Genomic DNA, 24882 nt, shown 5'->3' with positions numbered 1-24882 from the left:
ACACCGGCGACGGACTTTTAACGCGATTACCTTCCAGATGATATTATAGAATTATTATGAACATTTTAAGGCAAGCGCACTGCCGCATATCGCAGGATGGTGCCGGAATGCGTTCCAACCCCAAACATTTCCAGCGTCCTTGACGGGCGGCTTCCACCGCGTTCGCAGGCGGTGACAAACGCGGTGAACGGCTCGCGGAAGGGGATTCGGTTCGGCTCCCCGCGTCGCGGTAGCACAGGCATCACCGCATTGAACCACGTGCCATCCGGCTCAGTGGCGGCGCAAATGACCAGCAAGCGTCTGCCATCGGGTGAGTGGAAGCGACCATAGCGAGGGTGCGGGGTGTTCAGACCTTCGCCGCCTTCCATCAGCGTCTGCTTCTGCACCAGGCGACCTTCCTGCACCGTGCAGTATTCCAGTGACGTGCGCAGCGGCAGGTTGGGGAAGTAGCGATCCCGTAGAAGGGGGGTGGTTTGCTGGCGCAGGTAAAGCAGATGGGCGACGCCCTGTCTGTCCAGCCACAGATCCAGATTGATGATGTGCCCGCCGGTCGCGTCCACATCGTCTATCTCCAGCGGGGGACGGAACGGCTCCGAGTGCACACGGGGCGTCCACGTGTAGAAGAGCCTTCGGAACACGTAATCCCATTCCCGCTGTGTCTTTTCGCGCTTGTAGCGACGCCACTCTTCTACCGGTTCGTAGATGTCTCCTATAGCGAGCACGTGTGCCACGCGATGGCGCAAAGCCACCTGCGGATAGCAGGCGCGGATGGGGAAGGTCACAACACCGGGCGCATCCCAACGTCCGTCGCTTTTCAGCAGAGCGTAATGGTACTCGCCGGTGTGGGCGTCAATGTGCATGAGCAGTATTTCACCGCGCTGGCTGTCTGCAGCGATACCGCGATACGAATGGTCGGTGAAGGTAGCGGTTTGCGGGAAGGGTGGGGTATGCTCGGTTGGGGTGGATAGTTGGTTTCGGGAAAACTCCAGTAAGCCCGGCTTGCATTTGCCGTATTGAGTACCCGGCGGCATCACGGAGGTATTGACAGAAAGAAACAACCTGTCCTGCGGCAGTATCACCAGAGGGCATGGTTCGCGCTCGCGGAAGGCGGATGGCGCCCACACCATCTGCCAGTCTTCGTTACCCTGCTTGCGGAAGAGGCGGGGACGAGTATTGCATAGCGGTGGCACATCTGCGCCGGTCTCCATGACACTGGCATACACTTCGTCACCTGTTCGTGTGAGTATGGGTGCACCGTAGCACCATAGAGGACCCGAACCGTTATTCGGCGGTTCGCAGGTGGCGATGGTCTCTTCCGCTAGCACGCGCATGGTGTGTTCCTCCCGTTGCCTGAATATCCGTGTCATTGTTCGGGACGAGCGTTGAAAACCCTGCAACAGCATCGGCCATTCAGGCTGGTAAGGTGCGCAGGAAGCGCAGGACTTTTTCGCGGGGCAAAGGCGAAAAACCGGTAATTTTATCACCGCTCTGGCACGCATTTTGCAACTCATATACGTGCAAGGCAAAAAGAGGCGCTGCAAGACAAAGTGCCCGCCAATACGAAATCTAATGCATAAGGAGTGAGTGTCATGAGAACGCGAAAAGGCTTTACGTTAGTCGAACTGCTGGTGGTTATCGCCGTGGTGGCGATATTGTCTTCCATCTTGATGCCGGTTTTTGGGCGTGCCCGCGCGGCAGCGCGCACTACGGCATGTGTGAGCAACCTGCATCAGATTGGACAGGCGTTCATGCTGTATGTGCAGGACTGGGACGGTAATCTGCCAGCTGCCATGCCCTATGCAGCGGTCGCTCCGGAGGGGCGAGCCTGGATGACGGCGCTACAGCCGTATGTGCAGGATGCGCGAATCTGGATATGCCCGGAGAACACTGAACCGGTACCCAGCTATGCTTACAATACGTTCCTCGGGTTTCCGCGGTTGATGGGTATGGCATATGGATACGGTGGGCTGGCTCTGGATGCCATCACTGTGCCTGCGAGGACGTTTTTGGCTTATGATACGCCCAACAGTCGGGCGGATGCGAATAACCTGAACGGCGCGATGGGCAGCTATTTGATGTATGTGATGCCCGGTCAGCTTGCGGAGCGACATCCTGACTGGGAGGCAGAGTACCGCGAGCGAGCACAGTGGCAGCGCCCACGCCATAATGACGGCAATAACGTGGTGTTTGCAGACGGTCATGTGCGGTGGATACGACTGGCGGTGCAGAGACCGTGGAGCGTTAGTCAGTTCAACCCACTGCAGACGCCATGACAACCGGCTTAACACCCAGCACCATCCTCCTCCTCTCCTCCCGCGAGGCGCCGGCTAACCCCGGCGCCTTGAAAACTTCTCAGGGCAGGCGTACCACACGTCCGATAGTTTCGTCCACCGGCAAACCCGCAAAGCGCGATTGAGCATGAAGCACTACCACAGAGCCTGAGGGCAGGGTGGGCAATCGGAAGGTTACCCCGTCCTCGTCCACACGAGCGTTCCTGCTCTGTGTGCCCGGTTTGGTGCGTAGGAGCGTTGTGGTTACATCGCCATTTGGCAGCACAGCGTGAACGGTGCAGCTGTAGCTGAAGCCGGGGCGCGGCTTGCTTCGGGTATTGATATGAAGAACCGCCCGCCCATTCTCCATGCGCAGTTCTGCGGAACTGAAGTCACCCGGAGCCTGCAAGTTGCTGAGAATATCCTCCTCATCCGGTTCTTCCCAGACGATGCCGTGCGACGGCTCCATGTGAACCACGACCGGTTGCTCGATAAACAGCTCGTTCTGGCGTACAAAACTTTGCAGGAAACGGGACATCATCAGCATCTGAGAAGTATGGGCTTTGATCGCATTCATCTTTCTGACCTGTTGCGGCGGGGTCAGGCTCAACTTTACCCAGTGCAATCCAATGTTGAAGAAAGCAGGGGGAGGAGTCAGGGGTTGATCCTCGTGCAAACCTTGCGGGTGGGGCCAGTCGGTGCAATGAACTAGATAATGGCGTAGCACCACCCTGTGCGCGAAACCGATGCCCTGCATCCGCAAGCGAGCCAGTGCGCTCATCACAAACAGAGCTGTTGCCGAGTGGTCTGGGTGGTCATCAGCGGGGTGGGTCACATAGACGTGTGTCGGCACGGTGCGGCGCAGCACTGATTCCACGTCGCGCAGCACGTTTTGCCCGCAGTATGTCACTCCAGGGCGCAGGGTCTCGCGGTATGGGTTCGAGCCGGTATCGGTGTAGTATGATCGCAAGGGGTTAGAGGGCGTCCAGTTCGACCGCCAGAGGGAATAAAGCCCCCTGTCCGGGTAGCCCAAAAAGGTGACACGCCAATCCGCCAGTCCAAGCAGGTGCATGGCTCGGCGTGCTTCTCGCTGGCGCATCTCCCCAAACTGGATGTGCTGTTCGGGGGTGGGCCTGGGCTGTCGAAATTGCCTTTCCACCGCGAGGCGGAAGCCATCACCATTGGTCATATACACGACCCACACCTGTGCTCCAGCGTTGAGCGCTTGCTGGATAACACCTGCGCACCCGATGGCTTCATCGTCGGGGTGGGGTGCAAACACCAGCACGCGGTCTCCGGCGCGATGCGGCAGCATCTCCGGGATGTCTTTGATGACGGATGGCGGCAAAGCAGTGCTCTGGCGGTAGTAGCTTGCGCCTCTGTCGGCGAAGTACAAACCGAAGGCAATCCAAACCAGCCAAAAAAGCCATCTCAATGACTGCCTTTCTTCTTTCACGTGCGAACCAGTCCCCCGGTAAATCAGCACTGATAGGTGGCGGAGAGGGTGGGATTCGAACCCACGAGGCTCATCGCCTGCCGGTTTTCAAGACCGGTGCCTTCAACCACTCGGCCACCTCTCCGCAGAGATGGTATCGTGGAAGATGGGCGTGTAATACATTACCACAAAGAGGACTTTTCGTCAATAGGGGCGGAGGGCAGGGACGGCGAGCGGAACCGTCCCTGCACCGAGGTCATTATACGTCCTGCTCCTCGTATCGCTGTTTGAGCGCGGCGACCACCGAGGGGTCGGCGAGGGTAGTCGTGTCGCCCAGAGCCCGTCCTTCTGCGATGTCGCGCAGCAGGCGTCGCATAATCTTGCCCGAGCGTGTCTTGGGTAGTTCAGAGGTGAAGTGCAGGTCATCGGGGCGAGCGATGGGGCCGATTTTCTTCACGACATGTTCTTTCAGCTCGTCCATGAGGTCACTGCTTGCCCGGTATCCCTCTTTCAAGGTGACAAAGGCGGCAATCGCCTGTCCCTTGATGTCGTGCGACCTTCCGATGACGGCCGCTTCGGCGACCGCGGGATGGTCTACCAAAGCCGACTCCACCTCCATGGTGCTGATGCGGTGTCCCGCTACGTTCATGACGTCGTCGACGCGCCCCAGCAGCCAGTAGTAACCTTCTTCATCCCTCTTGCAGCCGTCGCCTGTAAAATAGACACCTGGGAAGCGGCTCCAGTACTGATTGACATATCGTTCGGGGTCACCGTAGATGGTGCGCATCATACCGGGCCATGGCTTCTTAATCACCAGGTAACCGCCTACGCCCAAGGGTACCGACTCGCCCCGCTCGTCTACCACATCCGCTTCGATACCGGGGAACGGACGGGTGGCTGAGCCGGGTTTGGTGGTGGTGATGCCCGGCAGAGGAGTAATCAGGATATGTCCCGTTTCGGTCTGCCACCACGTGTCTACGATAGGGCAACGCTCGCCGCCGATGTAGACGTGGTACCACATCCACGCCTCGGGGTTAATCGGCTCACCCACGCTGCCCAGCAAGCGCAGGCTGGAGCGGTCGTGTCGTTTCGGGTATTGTGGTCCCCATTTCATGAAAGCGCGGATGGCAGTTGGAGCGGTGTAGAACACAGTGACCCGATACTTCTCCACGATCTCCCAGAGACGGTCGCGTTCGGGATAGTCAGGTGCTCCTTCATACATGAGTACGGTGGCACCGTTTGCAAGCGGTCCGTATACCACATACGAGTGTCCGGTGACCCAACCGATGTCTGCAGTGCACCAGAACACATCGTCTTCCTTCAGATCGAACACCCACTTGGTGGTGGCATAAACTCCGGTGAGGTAACCGCCAGTGGTATGGGCAATGCCCTTCGGCTTGCCTGTGGAGCCGGACGTATAAAGGATGAAGAGAAGGTCCTCGGCGTCCATGGCTTCTGGTTCGCAGTGGATGGGAGCGTGTTCCATCAATCGGTGCCACCAGTGGTCGCGTCCTTCAAGCATGGGAACGTGCGTCGCATCCATTGCCCGGTTCAACACGACGACGTGCTGTACGGTGGGGCAGTGTTCCACCGCTTCGTCAGTCGCACGCTTCAACTGTACGATGTTACCGCGCCGGTAACCGCCGTCTGCAGTGACGACCACCTTTGCCCCGCAGTCGTTGATGCGCTCGCGCAAAGCCTCTGCCGAGAAGCCGCCAAACACCACTGAGTGTGGGGCACCGATGCGAGCGCAAGCCAGCATGGCAATTACGGCTTCGGGCACCATGGGCATATAAATGACTACTCGGTCGCCACGATGCACGCCGAGCCGCTTGAGGACGTTGGCAAACTTGGTGACCTCGCGATACAGGTCCCAGTAAGTAAGCACACGCTCCTCGCCGGGTTCGCCTTCCCAGATGATTGCCGCCTTGTTACGGCGAGCTGTGCGCACGTGCCGGTCAATGCAGTTGACTGAGGCGTTCAGTTTGCCTCCGAGGAACCACTGTGCATGAGGCGGTTCCCATTGGAGCACCTGGTGCCACGGCTCGAACCATTCCAGCTCGCGGGCAAACTGCTCCCAGAAGGCTTCGGGGTCTTTGGCTGCAATGTCGTAAATGTCCGGTTGTTTCACGTTCGCCTGCGCGCGAAAAGATTCCGGAGGAGGGAAAACACGGTTCTCACTCAGAAGAGCTTCGATAGTCGCATGCGCCTCCATGGCTTCCGCAGTGATGCCATCACTCATGATACGTACACCTCCCCTGACGCGATGTTCGGTATTTTGATTAGCTCATATTTTACCATAAAAAGTGTATCTGTGCGATGGAGTCACGAAGGATGGACGACGAGGAGCGTCGAATGGAGGCTCACCAATGTGCAGGTGTACTGCTGCCGACAGCGGTACCAGGAAGTTGAGATGACGCCGCGAATATGCTTGACAACGCTTGACAAATATAGTAACAATGATGTGGATGTATCACGCTAACCCTTCATTGAGGCAGCACCATGGACGTGCACGGTGTGGTGTCGGGCGAACAGCAGGTAACAGGCTTGTATCGTGTAGCACAGGTAGCGATAGACCTGCTGCCGCTGGAGGATGCTCTGCAACGTATTGCCGAGGAAGCCTGCCTGTTGACGCAGGCGAGCGCAAGCGCCCTTGCGTTCCTCACGGACAGCGATTCCAAGCTGAGGCTGGTAGCCATAGCTGGTGAAGAGGTTCAGGACCTGCGGGGCACGGTGTTCCGTGTGGAGAACTCATTGATGGAGAACACTGTGCGCCGTGGAGAGAACGCCATTCCTTTTTACCCGGTGCGCCCTGACCCCGTGATGGAAAGCCTTCTGGGTGGAACACGGTTGCGTGGGGCGGCGGTGGTTCCGGTGCAATGCGACCAGCAGGTAGTGGGCGCGCTGGCTGTGCTGAACAAGCGCGATGGCTCTCGGTTCGATTCCTCAGATATTCGCACTTTGCAGATACTGGCGTCATTCATTGCGGGTTTATGGCGACGCAGGCAACTGGAACAGCGCAGCGAGCGGTTGGGGCGCGAACTGGAAGTGATGTACCACGCCGCGCAAAGCATCGGTAGCAGTCTGAACCTCAATCAGGTGCTGGATACGGTTCTGGAAGAGGTAGCGGTACATTTGCCCCACGCTTTTGCGGTGCTTTTCCTGTTGAACGATGAGCGAACGCATCTTTTCATCGCCGCGGAGCGCGGTCTGGTAGGAGACGAACTCGAGGTGATGCTTGCAGCGGATGAAGGGCTGCAGGCGGAGGTACTGCGCAGTGGCGAACCCCGTCTGGTCAACGCTGCGGACATAGACCCTGGGGTCGAACAGTTCGTACCGCGCCTGCGGATACACTCCGCTTTGTATGCGCCGGTAAAGTCGCGCACGAAGACACTCGGTCTGCTTCTGGTGACCAGCACCAGCCGCAATGCCTACACCGAGGCGGACCTGAAGCTGCTCAACGGGGTGGCATCACTGGCGGGTATCGCCATTGAGAACGCCCTGCTTTACGAGGACGCCCATCGCCGTGCCGAGGAAGCCACCTCTATCTACGAGCTGTCCCAGTCGGTGAACTCTTCGCTGGAACTGCACAGCGTGTTGAACCTCGTAGCCGATAGCGTATTGCGGCTGCTTCAGGTGGATAAGTTCGCGCTCATGCTTTATGACGGGAACGAAGGTGTGTTGCGCACCTACGTCAGTCGTGGAGTCGACCCTGCGTACTTTGACCGCCTGCGCCCCACGAAAGGGCAGGGTATACCCGGCTGGGTGCTGGAGTTTCAGAGCCCGGTGTATGTGCTGGACGTTGCGGCGGACCCGCGCAATGCGGCGGCTCCTCTAGACCGTCAGGGGGTGATTTCGCTGGCGTGTGTGCCTTTGCAGGTAGGCATGGAGCCGATGGGTGTGATGCTGGCAATGAGCAGCCGCCGTCGGTTGTTCACCATTGCGGAGATGGAGCTTCTGTACACTATCGCGAACCAGGCGGCGGTAGCCATTGATAACGCTCTGCGCTACGAAGAGGAGCGTCAGAAATCGGAGGACTTGCGACAGTACTTCCTGAGGGTAGCGCGGGCTATCGGGAGCACCGTAAAGCAGGGGGAGGTGCCTCAGCTGATTGCCAATATCGCCGCAGAGGTGTTGCGTGCAGACAGGGCGATATACTACACGGTAGAAGGCAATCGGATTCAGCCTCTGGCGGTCAGTGGTTCGCGGATGGCGACGCTTCTGGACGACGAAGAAGCCGCGGGCATGGCAAGCATGGCATGGGTAGTGAAGACCGGGCGCCCCTTGCTGGCATATCAGGCATCGTCGGATGTGCGATTTCGAGATGACCCCTTTGTGCAGCGCGAGGGAATGGCATCATGCCTTGCGGTTCCGATAGGGGGGAAGAAGCCGAACAGCTTACTGGCGGTATACACCCTGCAACCGCGCAAGTTTACTCGGCACGATGCGGAACTGCTGAGCACAGTAGCGGAGCTGGTGCTGGAAACCTGACAGACACCAGCCCCTTTTCTAGGGTAGGGAGCTAATGGCGTGCGCTTAAGCCCTCGAAGAACACGCGCATGATATGGTCTACCACCTCTTCTATCGGGAAGGAAGCCTGCTCCAGATAAGCGAGCGTGACAAACACGTTGGTCATTCCGAACAGCAGGTACACGCTCTTGTTTGTATCATGAGGGACCAGTTCGCCACTTTGCACCCCTCTTTGCAGCACCTGTTCCAGCTGGGCGATGGTTTGCATGAACTGCCGCACAAGTGCCTTGCTTTCTTCATCTCCCCGCTGCGCTCCCACAATCTCGCGGTAAACGATACGCACCAGCCCGGGGTCGTGGTAGGTGGTCTGCAGATACCCCTGCAGGAAGGTGCGCACTGCTTCGCGGGCAGAGCCAGTGGTGTTGGTGGCAGCAAGCACCGTTGCACGCAGCCTTTCCACGCCCTCCTGCAACAGCTGGTGGTAAAGGTGCTCTTTGTGCTCGAAGTAATAGTACAGCAAAGCACGGTTCACGTGCGCGCGCAGGGCTATCTCGCCGATAGAGGTCGCTTCGAAGCCCCGTTCGGCGAACAGCGCCTCTGCTGCTCGCATGATGCGGTCACGCGCAGTTGGTCGCTTGCTGGATGCCTGTTGTTCCTGCATGTTCGCCCTCCATAGGTGTTTCTGTAGTAGTCCTGCTGCTAAAGCGCCACCATACACTGAGGAACTGTAGCGTGACGCCAGCAACTGCGAAGCCAAACAGCCAGCGCAGCTCCGCCATATTGAATGCCCAGCCAGCTCCGTTGGACACGGCGTTTCGCATGAGAGCGAGATAATGGGTGAGAGGCAGTACCTTGCTTACCAGCTGGATGCCTTCTGGCATCGCAAACAGCGGCCAGGTGAAGCCGGATAGCAGAAACGACGGCAGAGCAATCAACATCAGTATTTGCGTGCTGAGCAGCTGGGAACGTGTCAGGCTGGAGATGAACACGCCGAAGCCCACCAGACCGACGATGAACAGAAAGGTTGCCGTAAGCAGTAACCGGACATCACTCCGCAATGGCACGCCGAACCTGCCAAAAGGCAACGAAAACAGCACCACGCTCATGGCGAAGGAGACCATCACGTAGAAGGACAGTTTGCCCATCGCTGCTGCGATGGGATGGGCAATCTGACGTCTCAGTGCGGGGAAGGTGTTCTCTTCGTGTTCCTTTGCCCACGCCAGAGCCACTGTCATCAACACTACTTGTTGAATCACGGTGCCAACCAGGCCTATCAACAGGAAGTTGGTATAGTTGAAGGTCGGGTTATACCACAGGCGTAAACCCACTTCTATGGGCATCGTCTGGGTAACAGTGTGCTGCGGGGGTACCCCCTGTGCTGACCACTTCCGTAAACTCACTCCTGCGGAAAAGGTTTGCACGACTTCAGCGATCCCGCGCGTCGTCGCGTTGGCGATAATCATGTTACTGCCGTCTACCACTGCCAGCACCCGTGCAGGTTTGCCAGCAGATACATCTCGTTGTAATCCGCGGGGAATGACGAGACAGACAAACGCCTTTCCTTGCCAGTTCATCTCCCGAAACTGCTGCAAGTCGGCGACGGCTCCTGTCACATGGAAAGTATCGGTCGCGTCCAGAGCCTGCACGATTTGGCGGCTGAGCGGACTGTGGTCGTTGTCTTGGACGACGGTAGGCACTTCCTTCACGCGATGCTGGCTGTACATCTCGCCGAACAACAGGATGTAGAACAGGGGTATTACCAGCAGCATCGCGACCAGGCGCCAGTCGGTGAAAAAGCGCCTTGCCTCGCGTGACCAGGTGGTGCAGAAGTCAGATATGGCTTTCATTTTACTTCCGCTCCTTTCTGGCGTAGACGCGGGCGGTCATGCCTTTGACGAGACCCTGCACGGGTTCCTTCCACTCCACCCGCAGCTGCAGGCTGCGACTGTCGAAACTGCCCCGCTCGTTGGTGGCTCGCTTGGTGGCAAAGTCGGCGGCGGGTAAGATACGTGTTACCTTCGCCTCGACCCGCTTGCCGAGGGAAGGAAACTCCACCTGTACTGAATCTCCGCGCTGGATTCCTCCTGCAACGCTTTCGTCCACAAACACTTCCACCCACCATTGTCCCTGCTGTGCGATGGTGAGAATAGGCATGCCGGCGGCAACAGTTTCGCCCGCTTCTGCCATCTTGCGCGAAACAACGCCGTCAGCAGGTGCTCGCAGAAGCGTTTGCTTCAGATACGCCTGTGCTTCCTCGACCTGCGCCCAGTTTGCCAGTTGTTTTGCCCTCAGCGCGTCGATGTCACGTTTGCGCAGTTCCACCTGCATCCGCGCGTGTTCGGCGAGCTGCAGGTTCGCTTCCGCTGCTTTCAGCCCTGCCCATGCCGCCTGTTTTTCTTCCTTGCGCACGGCATCCCTGATCAGTTGCAGTTTCGCTTCAGCCGCTTGCAGCTGCGCTTGCGCTGCCAGAAAAGCTCCCTCTGCTTCGTCCGCCTTCTGCTGAGGGATAACCCCCTCTTTTGCCAGCGCTTCAAGCCTGTTCCACGTTTTCTGCGCCACCATGAACTGCGCCCTTGCTGCCTCCACCGCTTGCTCTGCCTGTCGAATCTCTTCGGGACGTGCGCCGTTCTGTGCCATTTCCCATTTCGCACGGGCAGCTTCCAGTGCGGCTTTTGCCTGGCGTACCTGGTCCTCCGTCCGAAGTGCCTCTAACTCCACCGCTAACCTTGCTTGTTCCATTTGGGCATCAGTTGCCTGTAATCCTGCTTGTGCTTGACGCACCTTTGCACTGATTTCCTCGCTTTCGAGCACTGCAATTACCTCTCCCTGTCGTACAGGGTCACCTTCGTCGACACTCAGTGAGGCGATACGACCGGGTATTTTAGAGGACAGGTTGACCTCTGTGGCTTCCACCGCGCCCTCGCCGAGGTAACGCCAGCCCTGCGCCGCAGGAACCGACTCCGCGCTGGCTTTTGCTTGCAGAGACAACCACCGATAGCCCATCGTCACAACCATGCCGAAAACCGCCAGTCCAAGCAGTGGTTTCCACACCACGCCGAGTATCCGGGCAGCACTTTTCATCCATCGCTGCAGCAGCTGTTTCATTTCGCACCTCCTACAGGGTAAGGTGTAGTCCTTGAAGCAATCGGTTGGTGAGCCGAAGCAGGGTATAGTAAGCCGTGTTCATCTGATACAAAGCCTGTTCGCGTTGTATCTGAGCCTGAGAGACAGCCAGTATCGCGTCCAGCATTTCCACGCTGGTGCCCATGCCTGTCTCAAAGCGACGACGAGCCAATCTCAGACTTTCCTGCGCCGTATCGACTGCTCTCTGCGCCGCTGCCAGTCCCTGTCGGGCGGCTTCCATGTCGAGCAGGGCTTGCTTCACCCGCAGGGCGAGAGCGTTTTCCAGTTTCTGCCTGTCTATGTCGGTGCGATCGGCGTTTTCGCGCTGTTCACGTGCCACGGCTTTGGCGTAACCAGCATCGAATAGGTTCCATCTCATGCCAATGGTCAGCGAGGCATGAGGCTCGACGGCGGACAGGTCGCGAGTGAGCGTTTCAAGGTTCACGGCGAAAAGAACCTGCGGCCTGGCTTCAGCCTCCGCAGACAGGGCGAGTGCGCGTTGTGCTTTTGATTTCATCTGCAACGCCCGCAGTTCATGGGAGGACGCAAGCGCAGCCCTGACGCTCTCTTCATAGCTCAACGTAAAGGCAACCTCGCACAGGGGTGTGATCAGTGTGGTCTGTTGCTCCTGCGGCAAGTTCAACAGGTTGTACAGTAACGAGAGGGCAAGTTCTCGTCCGTTTCGGGCGTCTGTGAGGCGCTTTTGCTGGGTAGCAAGTTCTGCCTGAGCACGCAGTACGTCGTACTGAGAAACAATGCCCTGTTTGTAAAGGGCTTCCGCTTGTTTCAGATGAGCCTGTACAACCTCCAGTGCCTGTTGTTGCACTGCTTCCACACGTTGTGCCAGCACTGCCTGAAGGTATGCATGGGTCACCTGTAATACCACATCTGCTGCCCTGGCGCGTGCCGCCTCGTCGCTGGCACGCACTCCCAGCGACGCTGCCTTCACTGCATTCTCTATGCGACCGCTGGTGTACAGGGGAACACTGAAGGTCAACGTGGCTCGTTTAGCATTCGCCTTCGCCAGTTCGAACTCGGGCACGGGCACGGTGATGCTCAAAGGGGACTGAGGGTTTGACGGGTTGGGTAGTTTCAGGTTAATGGGTGGCACGCTTAAGGCTGGTGGTTCCGGCAGATGTTGCAGGGAGATGCGTGCTTCCAGCTTTGGCTGCCCGAGCGTCCGCGCCTGCTGCTGCTTCGCTACCGCCAAGTGGATATCCTTTATCGCGCCGCGGTAGTCCAGGTTGCGCTCTATCGCGATACGGGATGCCTGTTCCAGGCTGAGTTCTTCCGGCAACTGCTGCGCAAGCAGCTGGGAAGACAGCATCAACAGGGTCAGGATGCTCGTGGTGCTTCGCCTCATTTGCCTTGCCTCGTATTTAATTAAATGGTTAGTGAAATTCATTAGCATTATACCGCATATTGCAAGGTGTTTCAAGGTTCTCAGGGCGGGCATATGGAGGCTTTAACAGCCTTTGAGTATTCTAAGAAAGTGCAGGAAGGCGCCTCTTTAGGGGCTCAAGCCCTGAATGGGTTTATGAAACGCTCTCTAACGTGCTCGATAGCTCAAAATGGCCAGGGAGGCCGGAGCCTTGCGCGTGATTCCAAAACAGAACGGGCTGTTGTTATGGAACCGTTCGACAAGATCGAAGTTTTCGTAGGCGATGCCATGCGGGATCTCCACATTGCTCGCCCAGTACACACGCCGGGCGTTGACACGCACCTGCAGGTCCTGGCTCCATGTACCTTTGGGTTTGCGCCAGTACTGGGTCACTGGAAAGGAACCGCGATATCGCCACCATGGGGCGCGCGGGTCTGCAGGCTCTTTGCCCGGGTCGGCTTCATCGGTGGTGAGGCAGACCACAATATCGCCCGTGTGGTTACGCGGGAGGCGTTTCAGGGGGAAATAGGTATCGGGTGCAAAATGTTCGCCCTGATAACTGCCGAATAACTCGCGGCTGTGCACTACCGCATCCTTCAGCCATAGCTGCCGTGCGCGGATGTAGTTGCCCATTGTAGCGGTTAGCACGCACTGGTCGAGAGATGCGCTGTTCGGAGTGGGCTCCGCGACAAGGCATACCTCATCGGGGCGGTCACTGCGGAAGGTTGTTTCGATAATTAGTTCCGCGCCGTTTTCGAATCGCTCTACCAGGAAGCGGATTTTCAGGAATTCTATCTTGCCCTGCCTGTAGCGCTCCCCGGGCTGAGGGTCAGATGAGACATCATTACCCTTCAGACACCAGAATCTTTTGCCACGTTGCTGGTCCGCCTGGCTCCACTCCAGTTCACTAAAACCCCTTTGTCCACGTACGATGGGCTCTACTGCAATGAAGTTAACCAATCCTGTTTTACGCCCGTTATCCAGTATGGGATAGCCGATGCGGAATAGCCCCCGCGGGGATCGCCCCCCTTCCTCCACCTCATCGGGAGCAATAGCGATCTGAATACCCTGAATAAAGCCCCATACATGCCGATTCGCAAACGGTAACCAGACTTCAGACATGGTTTTCTCCTTTTGCGGGTGCTTTATGGAAAGTTTCGAGGGAGGGGCAAACACTCCTGCAAGGTAACATAATACAGCGAAGCGGCAGGCGTCCAGCCTGCCGCTTTTTGCACAATAGAACCCTTTCGCGCTATCTTTGCGAAGGCAAAGATAGCGGATATTGCCCAAAGCAAGCGTTGTATAGAAGTTCTTCTGTATCAGCGCTTCCGGCGGCGCAAGAACAGACCTGCTAAACCTGCACCCAATCCCACGATGCTGGCAGGGTCGGGCACCGGGTTCAGCTCCACCACGAAGGTCGGGCGCGTGATGTTCGGGAAATCGTGCCACACGCCGCTGGTGTAAATCACCAAAAACTGCTCGCTGCCAGGTCCATTAATGTCGTTGGGTTGACCGGGGAACCAGTTCGTATACGTCCAGGGTTCGCCCGACACCCACTGCCAGTTGGCGTTGGGGTCGAGTTCCTCTGGGGGTTGATATCCGCCAAGCCACGCTGGCAGCGTCAGCAAACTGGTAATCAGGGCGTTTTCCTCCGCGCTGTGTACCGTAGCCAGATAGCCGTTATAGAAGCCCGGTACGCTCACCGTGCGGGCAAAGGCAGCGGCATCCCCCCAATAGGACGAGCCACTGTAGACCCGGTACATGTGTCCGTTCTCGGGCCAGACGATGGAGTTCAGCAGGGTGTAGCTATACGCCGCGTTGACCAGCAAAAGACTCAGCGCAAGTACCAAACCTGTCCGGCGGTAGACGCTGGATAACACAGCAGTACCTCCTTTCATCCCAACACAGGGACGTGTATTCTATGTTGCCACTATTATATAAGGCAAGATTCGTACCATTCAAGGGGTTTTGACCCCTTTTTGCAAAAAAAACGTGAAATTTTCAGGGGATATACCGGTTCCGTTAGCGATACCACTTATTGGTAATGGCTCTTGGGGCAGCGAAGGATTAGTTTGGCAGGAACTGGGGCACCGGTGCACCGGTTAGTGCACCGAACAGCGCCGCTATCCCTCCATACAAAGCCTCTCCCAATAGTAATCCCAAGAAAAAGGGGAGATATCGACGGTAGCTGTACAAACCGCCCGAGCGCACACATAGCCATCTCAGCAACCATCCCAGAAAAACGGAAAAATAGATACGTCCCATCGCGTAGGTGCTCGCCATCACCAGACCGATGGGGCTGATTTGCCACCAGATGTATCGGCTTCGCATCCAGCCAAGCCATAGGGAGAGCACGCCTCCGGTTCCCATTGCCAGAATGCCGCCGGGGTGGGGGCGTAGAGGGGACTCGCCGTATCCCAGTGCCCTGTCCAGCGACCAGTGTGGAGCCATGTTCGTCCCATAGTAGTCCAGAGTAACGCTGCCATAGCGGTATGATACTCCAACGAAAGCGAAAAACCCCACGATAAACCCCACGCAAAGGGCCAGCGCCAGCGCTCTGGTCAGCCAACGAGCAGGCAGCAGCGACGGGCGTGCCAGACTGTAGGCGTTGGCAACGGCGGGCATGGGGTGTTCACGGGGGTCATGCATGATGACGACTTCCATCAGCAACGTAGCGCTGGCTGTTTGGGTGGTGAAGTAGCTGGTGCCGAAGAAAGCTGTGGCATCGGTCGGAATAAAAGGAGTTTGCACAAACAATAGTCCTGCTTCCGCAACCACCCGCGTTAGCACTATCATAATCAGGATGAACAGCAGGGTGACGGTTGTGGCAATCCACAAAGGAATGCCCGCCCAATGCAGCCACACCAAAATGCCGACTAGGCAAACCCCGATCAGAATCACTGCTGTCCGGTAGCTCATCGGCTCGTGCTGGTCAGCTTGTGGTTCTTGAGAGGTGAGCACCCGCCACACATACCGCCAGTGCGGACGAGCTGCCCACAACATCCATAGCGCCCACGCAATAAGCGCACCGGTGCCCATTGCGCCTTCATGGTGTAGCGGCCCGGTCATCAGCGGGTCCAGCCCCATCTGTACCCGCACTACCCGAATGAGGTGGAGTATAAGAAAAGTGAACCACAGGCTAAAGGATACCTCTGTTGGGAGAAGGTATACTGCACCAATCACGGCAAAGAACACCTCTACCATCCCCAAACCCAGTGCGTTCCAGGGAGGGTCGGGGAACCAGGCGTTTGCGTCTACGGGTGCGAGCCATGTTGGTACAGATGGACTGAGCGCATGAGCGGTATTGATACCATGATGTACGGCGACGAGTAACACCCCGGCCCAGAAGAGCCTGTTTCTATAAAGCCCTCTTTCCGCTCGCTCCGCTGCAATCTCCAGAGGCAGCAGCGCGAGGGGAAAGGTCAAACGTTCTCGTTCTACCCATTGCTTACGCAACAGGGCACAGAGAGCGATGAACAGGGTGGTGAATAGACCAAACAAGATGCCCCAGATTACCAGCACCGGTATCCACGCAAGGTAAGGGATGGGAGTTCCGGGGGGAATGCCCTCGTAGAACCAGCGAATTAGAGGGGAGTCCGGGTCCTTGCTGAGCAACAGGGCATTGGGGGAGTCCGAGAACGCGCTTATCCAGCGTCTTCCGGCGTTTGCAAAGTAGGAAGGGGCGACCACCATTGGTCCCAGATACCTCCACAGCCCTGAGGACGCCAGACTGGCTGCCGTTGCCCACATACTCCATGCAATAAGCAGCTCCGCAGTGCTCAAAGCCAGCGCGGGGCGTATTCGGCGCAAGAGGGGGTTCAGCAGCCATGCCAGCACGGTAAACAGACAGAGTGCACCGATTGGCAGGTGATTTCCGTAGAGGAAAGTGTTTTTCAGGTGATAGTCGTTGTAGGGAGTAATAGCGCAGAGAAGGGCAACGCCGCTTGCGCCAACAAGAAGCGTTGCAGCTGGGCGAAAAGGAAGGGGAGGTTGCTCCGGACGTTCGCCGACTGTGACGATGTCGTCGCGCGTAGCAGCGAAGCGTTCCCCTTGAGAGTGTCCTCTGCTAAGCATCTCCATTTTGGGAAGGGTATCTCTCGCAGCCTTTAGCGTGGTGTCGCTGATTGTGACGGTGTGGCTGCGCCGCCGCGTCCGTAATACTGGTAGAACTCAGGCGGCGCACCTCGCGCTTCTTCTCTCTTGATACCGCGATTGTAGAAGATATAACCTACTATCGCCAGCGCGACGATGATGAGCACCACCGCAATAACGGGATTGACTTCTCGGTTTCGCATGTGTCTTCTCCTGTATGGCTTTGTTAGAACAGGGCAGGGAAAGAATCTCCCTGCCCTGTGGTGTAGTTACGTGCCCGCACGACATGCCGGTATCGGGTCGATGGACTGATCGTCCTGTACCGTCCACAGGTGGGGACAGTAGTCACCCCAGCGTCGCGTAGACACATGCCCGTCAGTCCACAGAACGTTTAGTCTCTGGTTGAAGAAGCCCTGCACGTTGGGGTCGGTGGACGTCCAGTCCTTACCGACTGAGGTAAACCCGCAGGGCAACGCGCCGTTCAGCACCAGGTCGCGGTCGCATGTCGACCAGAGATCAGGGTATTTGGCGTTCATTACGTAGATGGTCTGTGCGGGCAATGCCAGTTCCGCAAGACGTACACCGCCACGCCCCCAGAACCCTGGTCCGTAGTGGTTGTAGGGGTCATCGGGCCATGGCAGGACCCGCCAGGCATCCCACGGGTCGGAGTTGTTCAATCCATAGGACACGCGCACGACGCGTCCTTCACCAACTCCGTCCACGATATCCCGCCACAGACCGATGTTCCACCCCAGATTGCGGGCATCCGTCATCGTCCAAACCTGAGCGAACTGTGGGGAGACCAGAATGCCCTTGTTCTTCAGGTAGGGGTAGATGAACACCATCCAGGGGGTGTAGGTGCCCCCTGTATCGGGATCTGGCGGTGAGATAAAGAACCCCGCCGGAACCAAGGTTTCGTCGTAGTCTTGCGCGTACATCTGCAACCCAAGCCCGATTTGTTTGAGATTACTCATGTCGGAAGCCTGACGGGCTTTGGTACGCGCCTGCGTGAATACCGGGAAGAGAATCGCTGCCAGTATCGCAATAATCGCGATGACCACCAGCAATTCGATAAGGGTAAACGCGAGCGAACGTTTCATTTTCGGGATACCTCCTTAGCAAAAAATGGTTGGTTGTTCTTGACGACAGCCTCTTTCGGGAGTGGTATACCACGTTGCAGTGCCCCGCAGGACTGGCGCACGATGAGGTGAGTAGGCAGGATAATGCGACTGTCTATCATACCGTTGTCACCGTTCAGCAACCGCATCGCGAGGTCTGCCGCTGCCCTCCCCAGTTCTTCCTTGGGCTGCCAGACAGTAGTTAGCGGCACCCAGAGATGTTCAGCACAGTCCATGTCCGCGAAGCCGACAAAGGCAACATCGTCGGGCATTCGCAGACCCATTTCGAGGGCCGCACGCATTGCCCCGATTGCGACGGGGTCGTGCGAGGCAAAGATGGCATTGGGGCGGTGCTTGCGGAAAAGCCGTTGGAAGCCCTTGTAGCCGTTCTGTTCGCCAAAGCCGCACACTTCTATGATAGGTTGACACCCTACTTTTTGCATCACCTCCTTATACCCCAACAAACGATCACGCCCCACGCTGAGCGACTGGTCGCCTGCCAGATGGGCAATGCTCCGATAGCCACAGCGCACCAGATGCTCGGTGGCGAGCTGAGCACCCAAACGGTCATCGCATCCCACGTAGGGGAGATGCAGTGCTTGCGAGTAACGGTCGAACAACACCACAGGGAGCTGCTCATGTTGCAAAGCAGCCAAGAAGGAAGCGTTGCGGTCGGGATCGCAAGAGGCAATCAGCAACGCTTCTACCTGCCTCTCGATGAGTGAGCGAACCTCCCTCTGCTCCGCCTCAGGATCGTCGTCGGAATGGCATATCAGCACCGTATAGCCCTTAGGCTTAGCGACCTCTTCGATGCCAATCACCATGTGCAGCCAGAAGGAGTGGCGCAGGTTTGGGATAAGCACACCGACAAGGTGGGTGCGTTGCGAAACCAGTCCTCGTGCCAGCAGGTTCGGGCGGTAGTTCAACCGTTCGGCAGTCTGCAGGATGCGTCGGCGCAGGGATTCGCTCACACCCTTGTCGTTGCGCAGGGCTCGGGAGACTGTCATCGCGGAGACTCCGACCTCTTCCGCGATATGTTTGATCGTTACGCGCATACCAAACATCCCGATTACGTTAACGTTAACTATCTTTATTTTAGCACAATATTCCGAATGCTGCAAGCTCCATTTCGGGTACTCCCGAAAAAAATCTCTCCAGGCAGACCGAAGGGCTGCCTGAGCCGTGGACGGCTTGACAGCAGGAATCCAATTCCCATATGATGAATAGTAGACAAACACTCAACTGGAGGGCGGGGAGCTGTGGCATCGGTCACGTTAAAACACCTGACCAAAGTCTTCAAAAACGTCGTTGCCGTCAACGACCTGAATCTGGAAATCAAAGATAAAGAGTTTCTCGTGCTGGTAGGACCCTCGGGCTGTGGAAAGACGACCGCGTTGCGCATGATTGCGGGACTGGAAGAGGTAACCTCAGGGGAGATTTACATCGGCGACCGCCTGGTGAACGATGTGCAGCCCAAGGACCGTGACATCGCGATGGTGTTCCAGAATTATGCACTGTATCCGCACATGACGGTGTATGATAACATGGCGTTCGCGCTGCGGATGCGAAAGTTCCCCAAAGCGGAGATACAGCGGCGCGTGCACGAGGCGGCCAAGCTGCTCGGGCTGGAGGGCTTGCTGGACCGCAAGCCGAAGCAGCTCTCCGGCGGTCAACGCCAGCGTGTGGCGCTGGGACGGGCTATCGTGCGTGAGCCGCAGGTGTTCCTGATGGACGAGCCTCTCTCCAACCTCGATGCCAAGCTGCGCGTGCAGACCCGTGCCGAACTCATCAAGCTACAGCGGCGACTGGCGGTCACCACCATCTACGTCACGCATGACCAGGTGGAGGCGATGACGATGGGCGACCGCATCGCGGTGATCAAAGACGGCGTGTTGCAGCAGGTAGACACCCCGCTGAATATCTATCATTATCCTGCCAACATGTTCGTGGCAGGCTTCATCGGTACGCCGCCGATGAACTTCCTGGAGGTAACGCTGAAGCGCAGTGGGGACGACTACTACGTGGACGGCGGCGACTTCAAACTGTTGCTGCCCAAGTTCGCGGCGGACAAGGTACAGCCGTGGGTGGACAAACAGGTGGTGTTCGGTGTGCGCCCCGAGGACATCTTTGACAAAAACCTTGCCCCCACCACCACCGCACATGACGGCAACACCCTGAAGGCCATGGTGGACGTGATAGAGCCGATGGGAGCCGTTGTCACGATGTACCTGACGTTAGGCACCCATCAGATAGTTGCCACCATCGACGCCGATACTAAAGCCAAAGAGGGCGAAGAGCTGGAGATTGTGCTGGACATGGACAAGACGCACCTGTTTGACAAAGAGACGCAGAAGGCGATCTACTAACCCGATTGCATCTGCCAGCGCATGGCATCGTAGATGCGGATGCGCTGGCTCTTCAGCCACAAAATGACCTCGGGGGGAGTATGCATGACGCTCGGCACGATGACACCTTGGTAGCCTTCACGTAAGCAAAGTCGCTGAAGGGTGGCGAAATCCTCTGCTTCCACCGTTTGGACCAGACCCAGCTCTCTGCTTACCGCGCGACACAGCCTCTGCCGCTTTTCCCACTCCTGCATGTTGTCGTTCCAGTTTCGGTGACAGTATATCAGCGTCTTCATCATACGTGCTCCTTCCCGCAGTTTCACTGTTCTTGTAGTCGGCGAAAAAAGCGATTTTTGCACCGCAGAACTGCGAGCATTCGCGCTCTGGAGCTTAAAAGCCCGTAAACAAACGGTCATCCCAACCTCACGCACGACTCGCGGATGACCAGCTCGGTGGGCAGGTAGATGGTCTGGCAAAGGGCGTTCGGTTCTGGGCTGGTGAGCAAGTCCATGAGCAGCTCCATCGCGCGCTGTCCCATTTCATACAGGGGCTGTCGCACGGTGGAGAGGGGAGGGTTCAGGTGCGCGGCACTCGATGGGTCATCGAAAGCAATCATGCTGATGTCCTCTGGCACACTCAACCCCAGTGAGCGCAGCAGGGTCAGCGTCTCCAATGCCAGGTAATACCCGGCGGTGAAAACCGCGGTGACGCGCTCGGTGCGGATGAGCAGGTCGGTGAGCTGCTGTCTGGCTTGCACGCACAGGTGCGAGTCCGACCCTGCCTGCACCACCCACTCCGAACGCGCGGGTACATCCCACTTTTGCATGGCGTGCTCGTAGCCGCGCAGGCGGTCGGCGCAATTGGTGCTGCCTTCCCAGCCGTTGATGTACGCGATACGGCGGTGTCCGAGGGAGAGCAGGTACTCGACCGCACGCCGTGCTCCACCGAAGTTGTCGCTATCGACACAGGGGAACGAGCTGCTCTGCCACGACGCACCCATCACCACGAAGCACGTGCCTTTTTGCCAGAGGGACGAGAGCACATCGTGTGCGTTCACAGGAGGCGCAACGAACAGCAGGGCGCCATGCGCGTGCTGGTCAACGACCTGCGTGTATTCGGACACGTCTGCCTGCACGATGTGCAGAGTCAGCCCGCGTGCCTGAGCCACGTTGCGCACCGCGCGGAACGGCTCGCGCAAGTAGGTATCCGCCTGCGGATGTTCGGCATGCGGAACCACCAGCACCACGCCGTGCACACGCACCGGTTGTACCGCGTCCGTGACGAAAGTGCCTGCTCCGGAACGGCGGTACAGGCGTCCCTTGCGCACCAGTTCCTGAATGGCGCGGTTCACCGTCATCTGGCTGACACCAAACTGCCGCGCGAGGTCGCGTTCGCCAGGCAGCTGGCTTCCTGGGGGCAGTTTACCCTGCAAAATCTGCTCTTCCAGAATGCGCTGGATGCGCAGGTATCGTGGTTCATCGGTGTCGGTAGAACGCATGACGCCCTCTCCTGAGATGGATGCTGTTTGTTCGGTGAACATGCGAACACACTGTTGAGCGTTATATAATGCTGCGCACGCCTGTCATGCACATTATATCGCGGAGCGTCAAAGATGTCAAACAGGGGGAACCGCGCCCTGCTCGGTGGGGGAGGGGTTGTAGGCTCTGGAAAAGCGTAGTTTCCACGGAAGCCACACGGCTTCCCAGATGACCCGTTTGGAAAGCTTGGATTTGCCCGCACGCCGCTCGGTGAACACGATGGGGATTTCCTGTATATGGAACCCCAGCCGGCATGCGCGGTATGCCATTTCAATCTGAAAGGCATAGCCGTTGGAGCGGACGGTGTCGAGATCGATGGCTTCCAGCACTTCGCGCCGCCAGCGGCGGTAGCCTCCGGTTGCGTCGCGAACAGGGATTCTCGTGATCATGCGGACATACTGATTCGCAATAAAGCTAAGCCAGTAACGCTGGCGTGACCAGTTGCTGACGTCGCCGCCTGGAACGTAGCGCGAACCGAGTACGAGATCGGCAGACGTAGCCGTCTCAATCAGCAGAGGTAAGTCTTGGGGGTCATGGGAGAGGTCGGCATCCATCTGTGCGATAAGCGCGTAGCCCATCTGCAACGCCTGTTGGAACCCCGCGACGTAGGCGCGTCCCAGACCCTCTTTGCTTTGACGGTGCAGCACGTGGATTTGGGGGTGCTTGCGCGCGAGGGCGTCTGCCAGTTCACCCGTGCCGTCCGGCGAGTTATCGTCCACAACCAGAATATGAACTGTGCCTGCGGTGTGTCGCAAGACCTGTTCGCACACCAGCGGCAGGTTCTCTCGCTCGTTATAGGTTGGTATGACCACAATGGCTGAGCGGTCCGGCATGGGCGTTGCTCCTCCGGCAGTATCCATTCATTATAGCACAATCTGCATCCATTATCGGCAAAAACAGGGCGAGGGCGCAGGCGCAAAAAATTTCCAAAAATTTTTCCCTCAAACCCCCCAAAATCCCCTTCTATGGCACGAATCTTGCATATATTTAGGGGTGGAAAGGGTTCTCGCAGCCCTGAACCATATTCCGAAAAGGAGGGAACGTGAGCATGAAACGGTTCGTACTGTTCGTACTGGTAGCCGGTCTGGTGCTGGCGGTGAGCGGCGCGTGGGCGCTGACGCTGCAGGGCCAGGCGGGCTATGGGTGGTACACATGGACAGCCAACGACAATGGGGACCCGTATTGGGACAACCCATCCAGCGAACCCAACATCGGTGAGTGGCTCTTGAGCAAAGGTTACGGTTCCCTGAAGACTTGGGCGTCCGGTGCCGGTGCGGCTGACCCCGAAGTGCAGTTCACGAATGGCACGGAATGGGCAGCCATATTGATTGAAATTGCCGGATTTGCGCCAAACAATAAGTTCGGCTACTACGTACTGAACTCCGGCAATCCTGTGAAGACAGAGCTTTTCGACGGTTCGGCTGGCCCCAATCAGAGCAAACTCTTCAATGTCCCGATTGGTAGTAACTTTGGGTTCTACCTGACGAGCCCACAGGGAACCTTCTATACCCAGAGTTCGCTCAATCAAGGTGCGGACCAGGGTCTACAGCATTTCGCGTTTTTCGAGGCGCCAACACCTCCTACTTCGCTCATCACGAACCCGACCATCCCGCCTAGTCTGCTGCCGTTGTTGAGGAATGGTTACATCATCGGCGCCGAGGACTTGAAAGGGCTGGGCGACAAAGACTACAATGACTTCGTGGTGTACGTCGCGAACGTAGTACCCGACGCCTCGACGTGGATGCTGTTCCTGAGCGGGATGCCTGCACTCGCGCTGTTGCGCCGCAAACGCGCGTAGTAGGTTTAAGCGAGGGAAGCCTGCGGTGAGCCCACCGCAGGCTGTGCCCATCCAGAAAAGCGAATAGACCGGCTACCAACCTGTGTGAAATGCGCCGTGCTGCAGTGAGAAACTGCCTATCGGCGCATTTTCCGTGATTGCCTTCGGGCTTTTCCCTCCGTCAACGTCTGCCCGCCATGAGATGCTTCATGTCGTTCCGCATGACAAGCGGCTACCTGTCATTCTGAGCGTTAGCGAAGAATCTCCAAACCGTGGTGCGGTGAACCAAGCGTTTCGTTCTTATATTGCTAAACATCCTAACTACACACACGCTTCCCGTAAGGGTGCTTGTTTGCATCGGGCTTTTTTCAACAGAAAATGCCCCTCGGGCGCAGGAAACCCCGTATTTGGCACGGTTTTTGCAACATATTAGGGGCGCGTAGGGTGCCATCGCCCTATAGTTCGTTTCGAGGAGGGAAAGGATATGAACAGACTGGTTCCGCTGGCTGTGATAGCCAGCATCGTTCTCGTAATGGGAACGGCGAACGCACTGACGCTGCAGCCCGCCGCCACCGGCGTTGCGTGGCAGGGAACGTGGGCAGCTGACGAGAACGGAGACCCCTACTGGGATGGCAACTCGTCGGATTACACGCAGCCGGGCAACATCGGCAATTTCATCGCGGGATCAGGCGCATTCACCGGACATCCGCAAAGCCCGAACAATCCGTCCATGCCGTATTTGCAAGGGACGGGGACGAATGCGGGTCTGTTCGGCATGCCGATTGAGGTGTACTTCCAGTCGGTAGCGCCCAACTGGGCAGCCCTGAAGATTGAAATCGCGGGCTTGAGCAACTGGAACTACTTCGGCATTTACAAGCAGGGTGACCTGCCCAGCAACCTTAATGAGTTGCTGACCACGCCACCAGGCAGTTTGGGACTTTCTGGTAAAAGTATGCTGTTGTTTAAGGGGACCGACGGCCCAGGTGCGTCTCTCACCTTTGTCAGCCCCTGGACCGATTTCGGGTTCTACCTGGCAACTGAAGATTCCGCAAATCCGGGCACCGTGCTGCGTGCCTTCTTCTCGCAATCGACGCTGAACAGCGGCACGGAGTATGGCAAGCAGCACTTTGCGTTTTTCCAGGCTAAGACTGGCGCTTACCCGGCGTACTACATCGGCGCCGAGGACCTCCCACTGAGTCGTTCTGACAAAGACTACAACGACCTGGTGGTCTACATCCAGGCGATCCCGGATGCTTCCACCTGGATGTTGTTCCTGAGTGGCGTGCCTGCACTCGCGCTATTGCGCCGCAGGCGGGCTTAGCACGAAAACTGA

At 57.6% G+C, this 24882-nt stretch carries 21 protein-coding genes and 1 tRNA gene; 5 read left to right on the top strand and 17 right to left on the bottom strand.

Annotated features, from left to right (window positions below):
- Positions 1–65: 65 nt before the first annotated feature.
- Positions 66–1331 carry a hypothetical protein gene (locus K6U75_11830; protein MCL6475727.1) on the bottom strand — a complete coding sequence of 422 codons (1266 nt, stop codon included), beginning with the start codon at positions 1329–1331 and terminating at the stop codon, positions 66–68.
- A 258-nt stretch (positions 1332–1589) separates the two neighbouring features.
- Between K6U75_11830 and K6U75_11825 the strand changes: the two genes are divergently transcribed.
- Entirely contained in the window at positions 1590–2273 is a 684-nt protein-coding gene (locus K6U75_11825) for a prepilin-type N-terminal cleavage/methylation domain-containing protein (protein MCL6475726.1), read from the top strand.
- A gap of 79 nt (positions 2274–2352) precedes the next feature.
- Here the strand turns inward: K6U75_11825 and K6U75_11820 are convergent, their stop codons facing one another.
- The 3 genes from K6U75_11820 to acs form a co-directional block, all read right to left on the bottom strand.
- Positions 2353–3705: a PIG-L family deacetylase gene (locus tag K6U75_11820; GenBank protein ID MCL6475725.1), complete on the bottom strand. Its 1353-nt coding sequence runs from the start codon at positions 3703–3705 to the stop codon at positions 2353–2355.
- Between the two features lie 58 nt (positions 3706–3763).
- Positions 3764–3850, bottom strand: a tRNA-Ser gene (locus K6U75_11815).
- Between the two features lie 114 nt (positions 3851–3964).
- On the bottom strand, positions 3965–5920 hold the full coding sequence (acs, locus tag K6U75_11810; protein ID MCL6475724.1) for an acetate--CoA ligase: 1956 nt from the start codon (positions 5918–5920) through the stop codon (positions 3965–3967).
- Between the two features lie 287 nt (positions 5921–6207).
- On the opposite strand from acs, the gene K6U75_11805 reads away from it, so the two are divergent.
- Positions 6208–8196 (top strand): GAF domain-containing protein, encoded by a 1989-nt coding sequence (locus K6U75_11805; protein MCL6475723.1) that lies wholly within the window; start codon positions 6208–6210, stop codon positions 8194–8196.
- Between the two features lie 31 nt (positions 8197–8227).
- Here K6U75_11805 and K6U75_11800 read toward each other — a convergent pair whose 3' ends face one another.
- From K6U75_11800 to K6U75_11755, 10 genes are all read right to left on the bottom strand, one after another.
- Positions 8228–8836: a TetR/AcrR family transcriptional regulator gene (locus tag K6U75_11800; GenBank protein MCL6475722.1), complete on the bottom strand. Its 609-nt coding sequence runs from the start codon at positions 8834–8836 to the stop codon at positions 8228–8230.
- Positions 8793–10022 carry an ABC transporter permease gene (locus K6U75_11795; protein MCL6475721.1) on the bottom strand — a complete coding sequence of 410 codons (1230 nt, stop codon included), beginning with the start codon at positions 10020–10022 and terminating at the stop codon, positions 8793–8795. Before K6U75_11795 ends, K6U75_11800 begins: the two co-directional genes overlap by 44 nt.
- Position 10023: 1 nt before the next feature.
- The gene (locus K6U75_11790) at positions 10024–11280 is read right to left on the bottom strand and encodes an HlyD family efflux transporter periplasmic adaptor subunit (protein ID MCL6475720.1); all 1257 of its coding nucleotides are present in this window, start codon (positions 11278–11280) and stop codon (positions 10024–10026) included.
- A 10-nt stretch (positions 11281–11290) separates the two neighbouring features.
- On the bottom strand, positions 11291–12661 hold the full coding sequence (locus K6U75_11785) for a TolC family protein (GenBank protein ID MCL6475719.1): 1371 nt from the start codon (positions 12659–12661) through the stop codon (positions 11291–11293).
- 186 nt (positions 12662–12847) lie between these two features.
- On the bottom strand, positions 12848–13801 hold the full coding sequence (locus K6U75_11780) for a hypothetical protein (GenBank protein MCL6475718.1): 954 nt from the start codon (positions 13799–13801) through the stop codon (positions 12848–12850).
- Positions 13802–13998: 197 nt separating this feature from the next.
- Entirely contained in the window at positions 13999–14559 is a 561-nt protein-coding gene (locus K6U75_11775; GenBank protein ID MCL6475717.1) for a PEP-CTERM sorting domain-containing protein, read from the bottom strand.
- 187 nt (positions 14560–14746) lie between these two features.
- A complete protein-coding gene (locus K6U75_11770; protein MCL6475716.1) occupies positions 14747–16759 on the bottom strand; it encodes a hypothetical protein in 2013 nt (670 codons plus the stop codon).
- Positions 16760–16785: 26 nt separating this feature from the next.
- The gene (locus K6U75_11765) at positions 16786–16974 is read right to left on the bottom strand and encodes a hypothetical protein (GenBank protein ID MCL6475715.1); all 189 of its coding nucleotides are present in this window, start codon (positions 16972–16974) and stop codon (positions 16786–16788) included.
- A 66-nt stretch (positions 16975–17040) separates the two neighbouring features.
- Positions 17041–17871, bottom strand: a complete 831-nt coding sequence (locus K6U75_11760; protein ID MCL6475714.1) for a DUF1559 domain-containing protein — start codon at positions 17869–17871, stop codon at positions 17041–17043.
- A complete protein-coding gene (locus K6U75_11755) occupies positions 17868–18944 on the bottom strand; it encodes a LacI family transcriptional regulator (protein MCL6475713.1) in 1077 nt (358 codons plus the stop codon). The genes K6U75_11760 and K6U75_11755 overlap by 4 nt, the downstream gene beginning before the upstream one ends.
- Before the next feature lie 204 nt (positions 18945–19148).
- Here K6U75_11755 and ugpC point away from each other — a divergent pair, with 204 nt between their 5' ends.
- Positions 19149–20255, top strand: a complete 1107-nt coding sequence (gene ugpC / locus K6U75_11750; GenBank protein ID MCL6475712.1) for a sn-glycerol-3-phosphate ABC transporter ATP-binding protein UgpC — start codon at positions 19149–19151, stop codon at positions 20253–20255.
- On the opposite strand, the gene K6U75_11745 is transcribed toward ugpC, so the two are convergent.
- The 3 genes from K6U75_11745 to K6U75_11735 all read right to left on the bottom strand — a co-directional run bounded on the left by K6U75_11745 (position 20252) and on the right by K6U75_11735 (position 22605).
- Positions 20252–20530 carry a hypothetical protein gene (locus tag K6U75_11745; protein ID MCL6475711.1) on the bottom strand — a complete coding sequence of 93 codons (279 nt, stop codon included), beginning with the start codon at positions 20528–20530 and terminating at the stop codon, positions 20252–20254. The two genes, ugpC and K6U75_11745, sit on opposite strands and share 4 nt — an antisense overlap.
- Before the next feature lie 116 nt (positions 20531–20646).
- Positions 20647–21732 (bottom strand): GntR family transcriptional regulator, encoded by a 1086-nt coding sequence (locus K6U75_11740; protein MCL6475710.1) that lies wholly within the window; start codon positions 21730–21732, stop codon positions 20647–20649.
- 117 nt (positions 21733–21849) lie between these two features.
- Positions 21850–22605, bottom strand: a complete 756-nt coding sequence (locus K6U75_11735) for a polyprenol monophosphomannose synthase (GenBank protein MCL6475709.1) — start codon at positions 22603–22605, stop codon at positions 21850–21852.
- A gap of 215 nt (positions 22606–22820) precedes the next feature.
- Here K6U75_11735 and K6U75_11730 point away from each other — a divergent pair, with 215 nt between their 5' ends.
- Entirely contained in the window at positions 22821–23570 is a 750-nt protein-coding gene (locus K6U75_11730; GenBank protein MCL6475708.1) for a DUF4114 domain-containing protein, read from the top strand.
- A gap of 463 nt (positions 23571–24033) precedes the next feature.
- On the top strand, positions 24034–24870 hold the full coding sequence (locus tag K6U75_11725; protein MCL6475707.1) for a DUF4114 domain-containing protein: 837 nt from the start codon (positions 24034–24036) through the stop codon (positions 24868–24870).
- The last annotated feature ends 12 nt before the right edge of the window (positions 24871–24882 follow it).

The organism is Bacillota bacterium, from assembly GCA_023511455.1.
In the GTDB taxonomy this organism is placed as follows: domain Bacteria; phylum Armatimonadota; class HRBIN16; order HRBIN16; family HRBIN16; genus HRBIN16.
Note: the sequence above shows the minus strand (reverse complement) of the source record. Positions and strands in the feature narration are given on the sequence as shown.

Bases quoted from the DNA above. Each gene is read 5' to 3' on its own strand.
- K6U75_11830 (MCL6475727.1), bottom strand. From the start codon at position 1,331: ATGCGCGTGCTAGCGGAAGAGACCATCGCCACCTGCGAACCGCCGAAT.
- K6U75_11825 (MCL6475726.1), top strand. From the start codon at position 1,590: ATGAGAACGCGAAAAGGCTTTACGTTAGTCGAACTGCTGGTGGTTATC.
- acs (MCL6475724.1), bottom strand. From the start codon at position 5,920: ATGGAGGCGCATGCGACTATCGAAGCTCTTCTGAGTGAGAACCGTGTT.
- K6U75_11805 (MCL6475723.1), top strand. From the start codon at position 6,208: ATGGACGTGCACGGTGTGGTGTCGGGCGAACAGCAGGTAACAGGCTTG.
- K6U75_11800 (MCL6475722.1), bottom strand. From the start codon at position 8,836: ATGCAGGAACAACAGGCATCCAGCAAGCGACCAACTGCGCGTGACCGC.
- K6U75_11795 (MCL6475721.1), bottom strand. From the start codon at position 10,022: ATGAAAGCCATATCTGACTTCTGCACCACCTGGTCACGCGAGGCAAGG.
- K6U75_11790 (MCL6475720.1), bottom strand. From the start codon at position 11,280: ATGAAACAGCTGCTGCAGCGATGGATGAAAAGTGCTGCCCGGATACTC.
- K6U75_11785 (MCL6475719.1), bottom strand. From the start codon at position 12,661: ATGAGGCGAAGCACCACGAGCATCCTGACCCTGTTGATGCTGTCTTCC.
- K6U75_11780 (MCL6475718.1), bottom strand. From the start codon at position 13,801: ATGTCTGAAGTCTGGTTACCGTTTGCGAATCGGCATGTATGGGGCTTT.
- K6U75_11770 (MCL6475716.1), bottom strand. From the start codon at position 16,759: ATGGAGATGCTTAGCAGAGGACACTCTCAAGGGGAACGCTTCGCTGCT.
- K6U75_11765 (MCL6475715.1), bottom strand. From the start codon at position 16,974: ATGCGAAACCGAGAAGTCAATCCCGTTATTGCGGTGGTGCTCATCATC.
- K6U75_11760 (MCL6475714.1), bottom strand. From the start codon at position 17,871: ATGAAACGTTCGCTCGCGTTTACCCTTATCGAATTGCTGGTGGTCATC.
- K6U75_11755 (MCL6475713.1), bottom strand. From the start codon at position 18,944: ATGCGCGTAACGATCAAACATATCGCGGAAGAGGTCGGAGTCTCCGCG.
- K6U75_11745 (MCL6475711.1), bottom strand. From the start codon at position 20,530: ATGAAGACGCTGATATACTGTCACCGAAACTGGAACGACAACATGCAG.
- K6U75_11740 (MCL6475710.1), bottom strand. From the start codon at position 21,732: ATGCGTTCTACCGACACCGATGAACCACGATACCTGCGCATCCAGCGC.
- K6U75_11735 (MCL6475709.1), bottom strand. From the start codon at position 22,605: ATGCCGGACCGCTCAGCCATTGTGGTCATACCAACCTATAACGAGCGA.
- K6U75_11730 (MCL6475708.1), top strand. From the start codon at position 22,821: ATGAAACGGTTCGTACTGTTCGTACTGGTAGCCGGTCTGGTGCTGGCG.
- K6U75_11725 (MCL6475707.1), top strand. From the start codon at position 24,034: ATGAACAGACTGGTTCCGCTGGCTGTGATAGCCAGCATCGTTCTCGTA.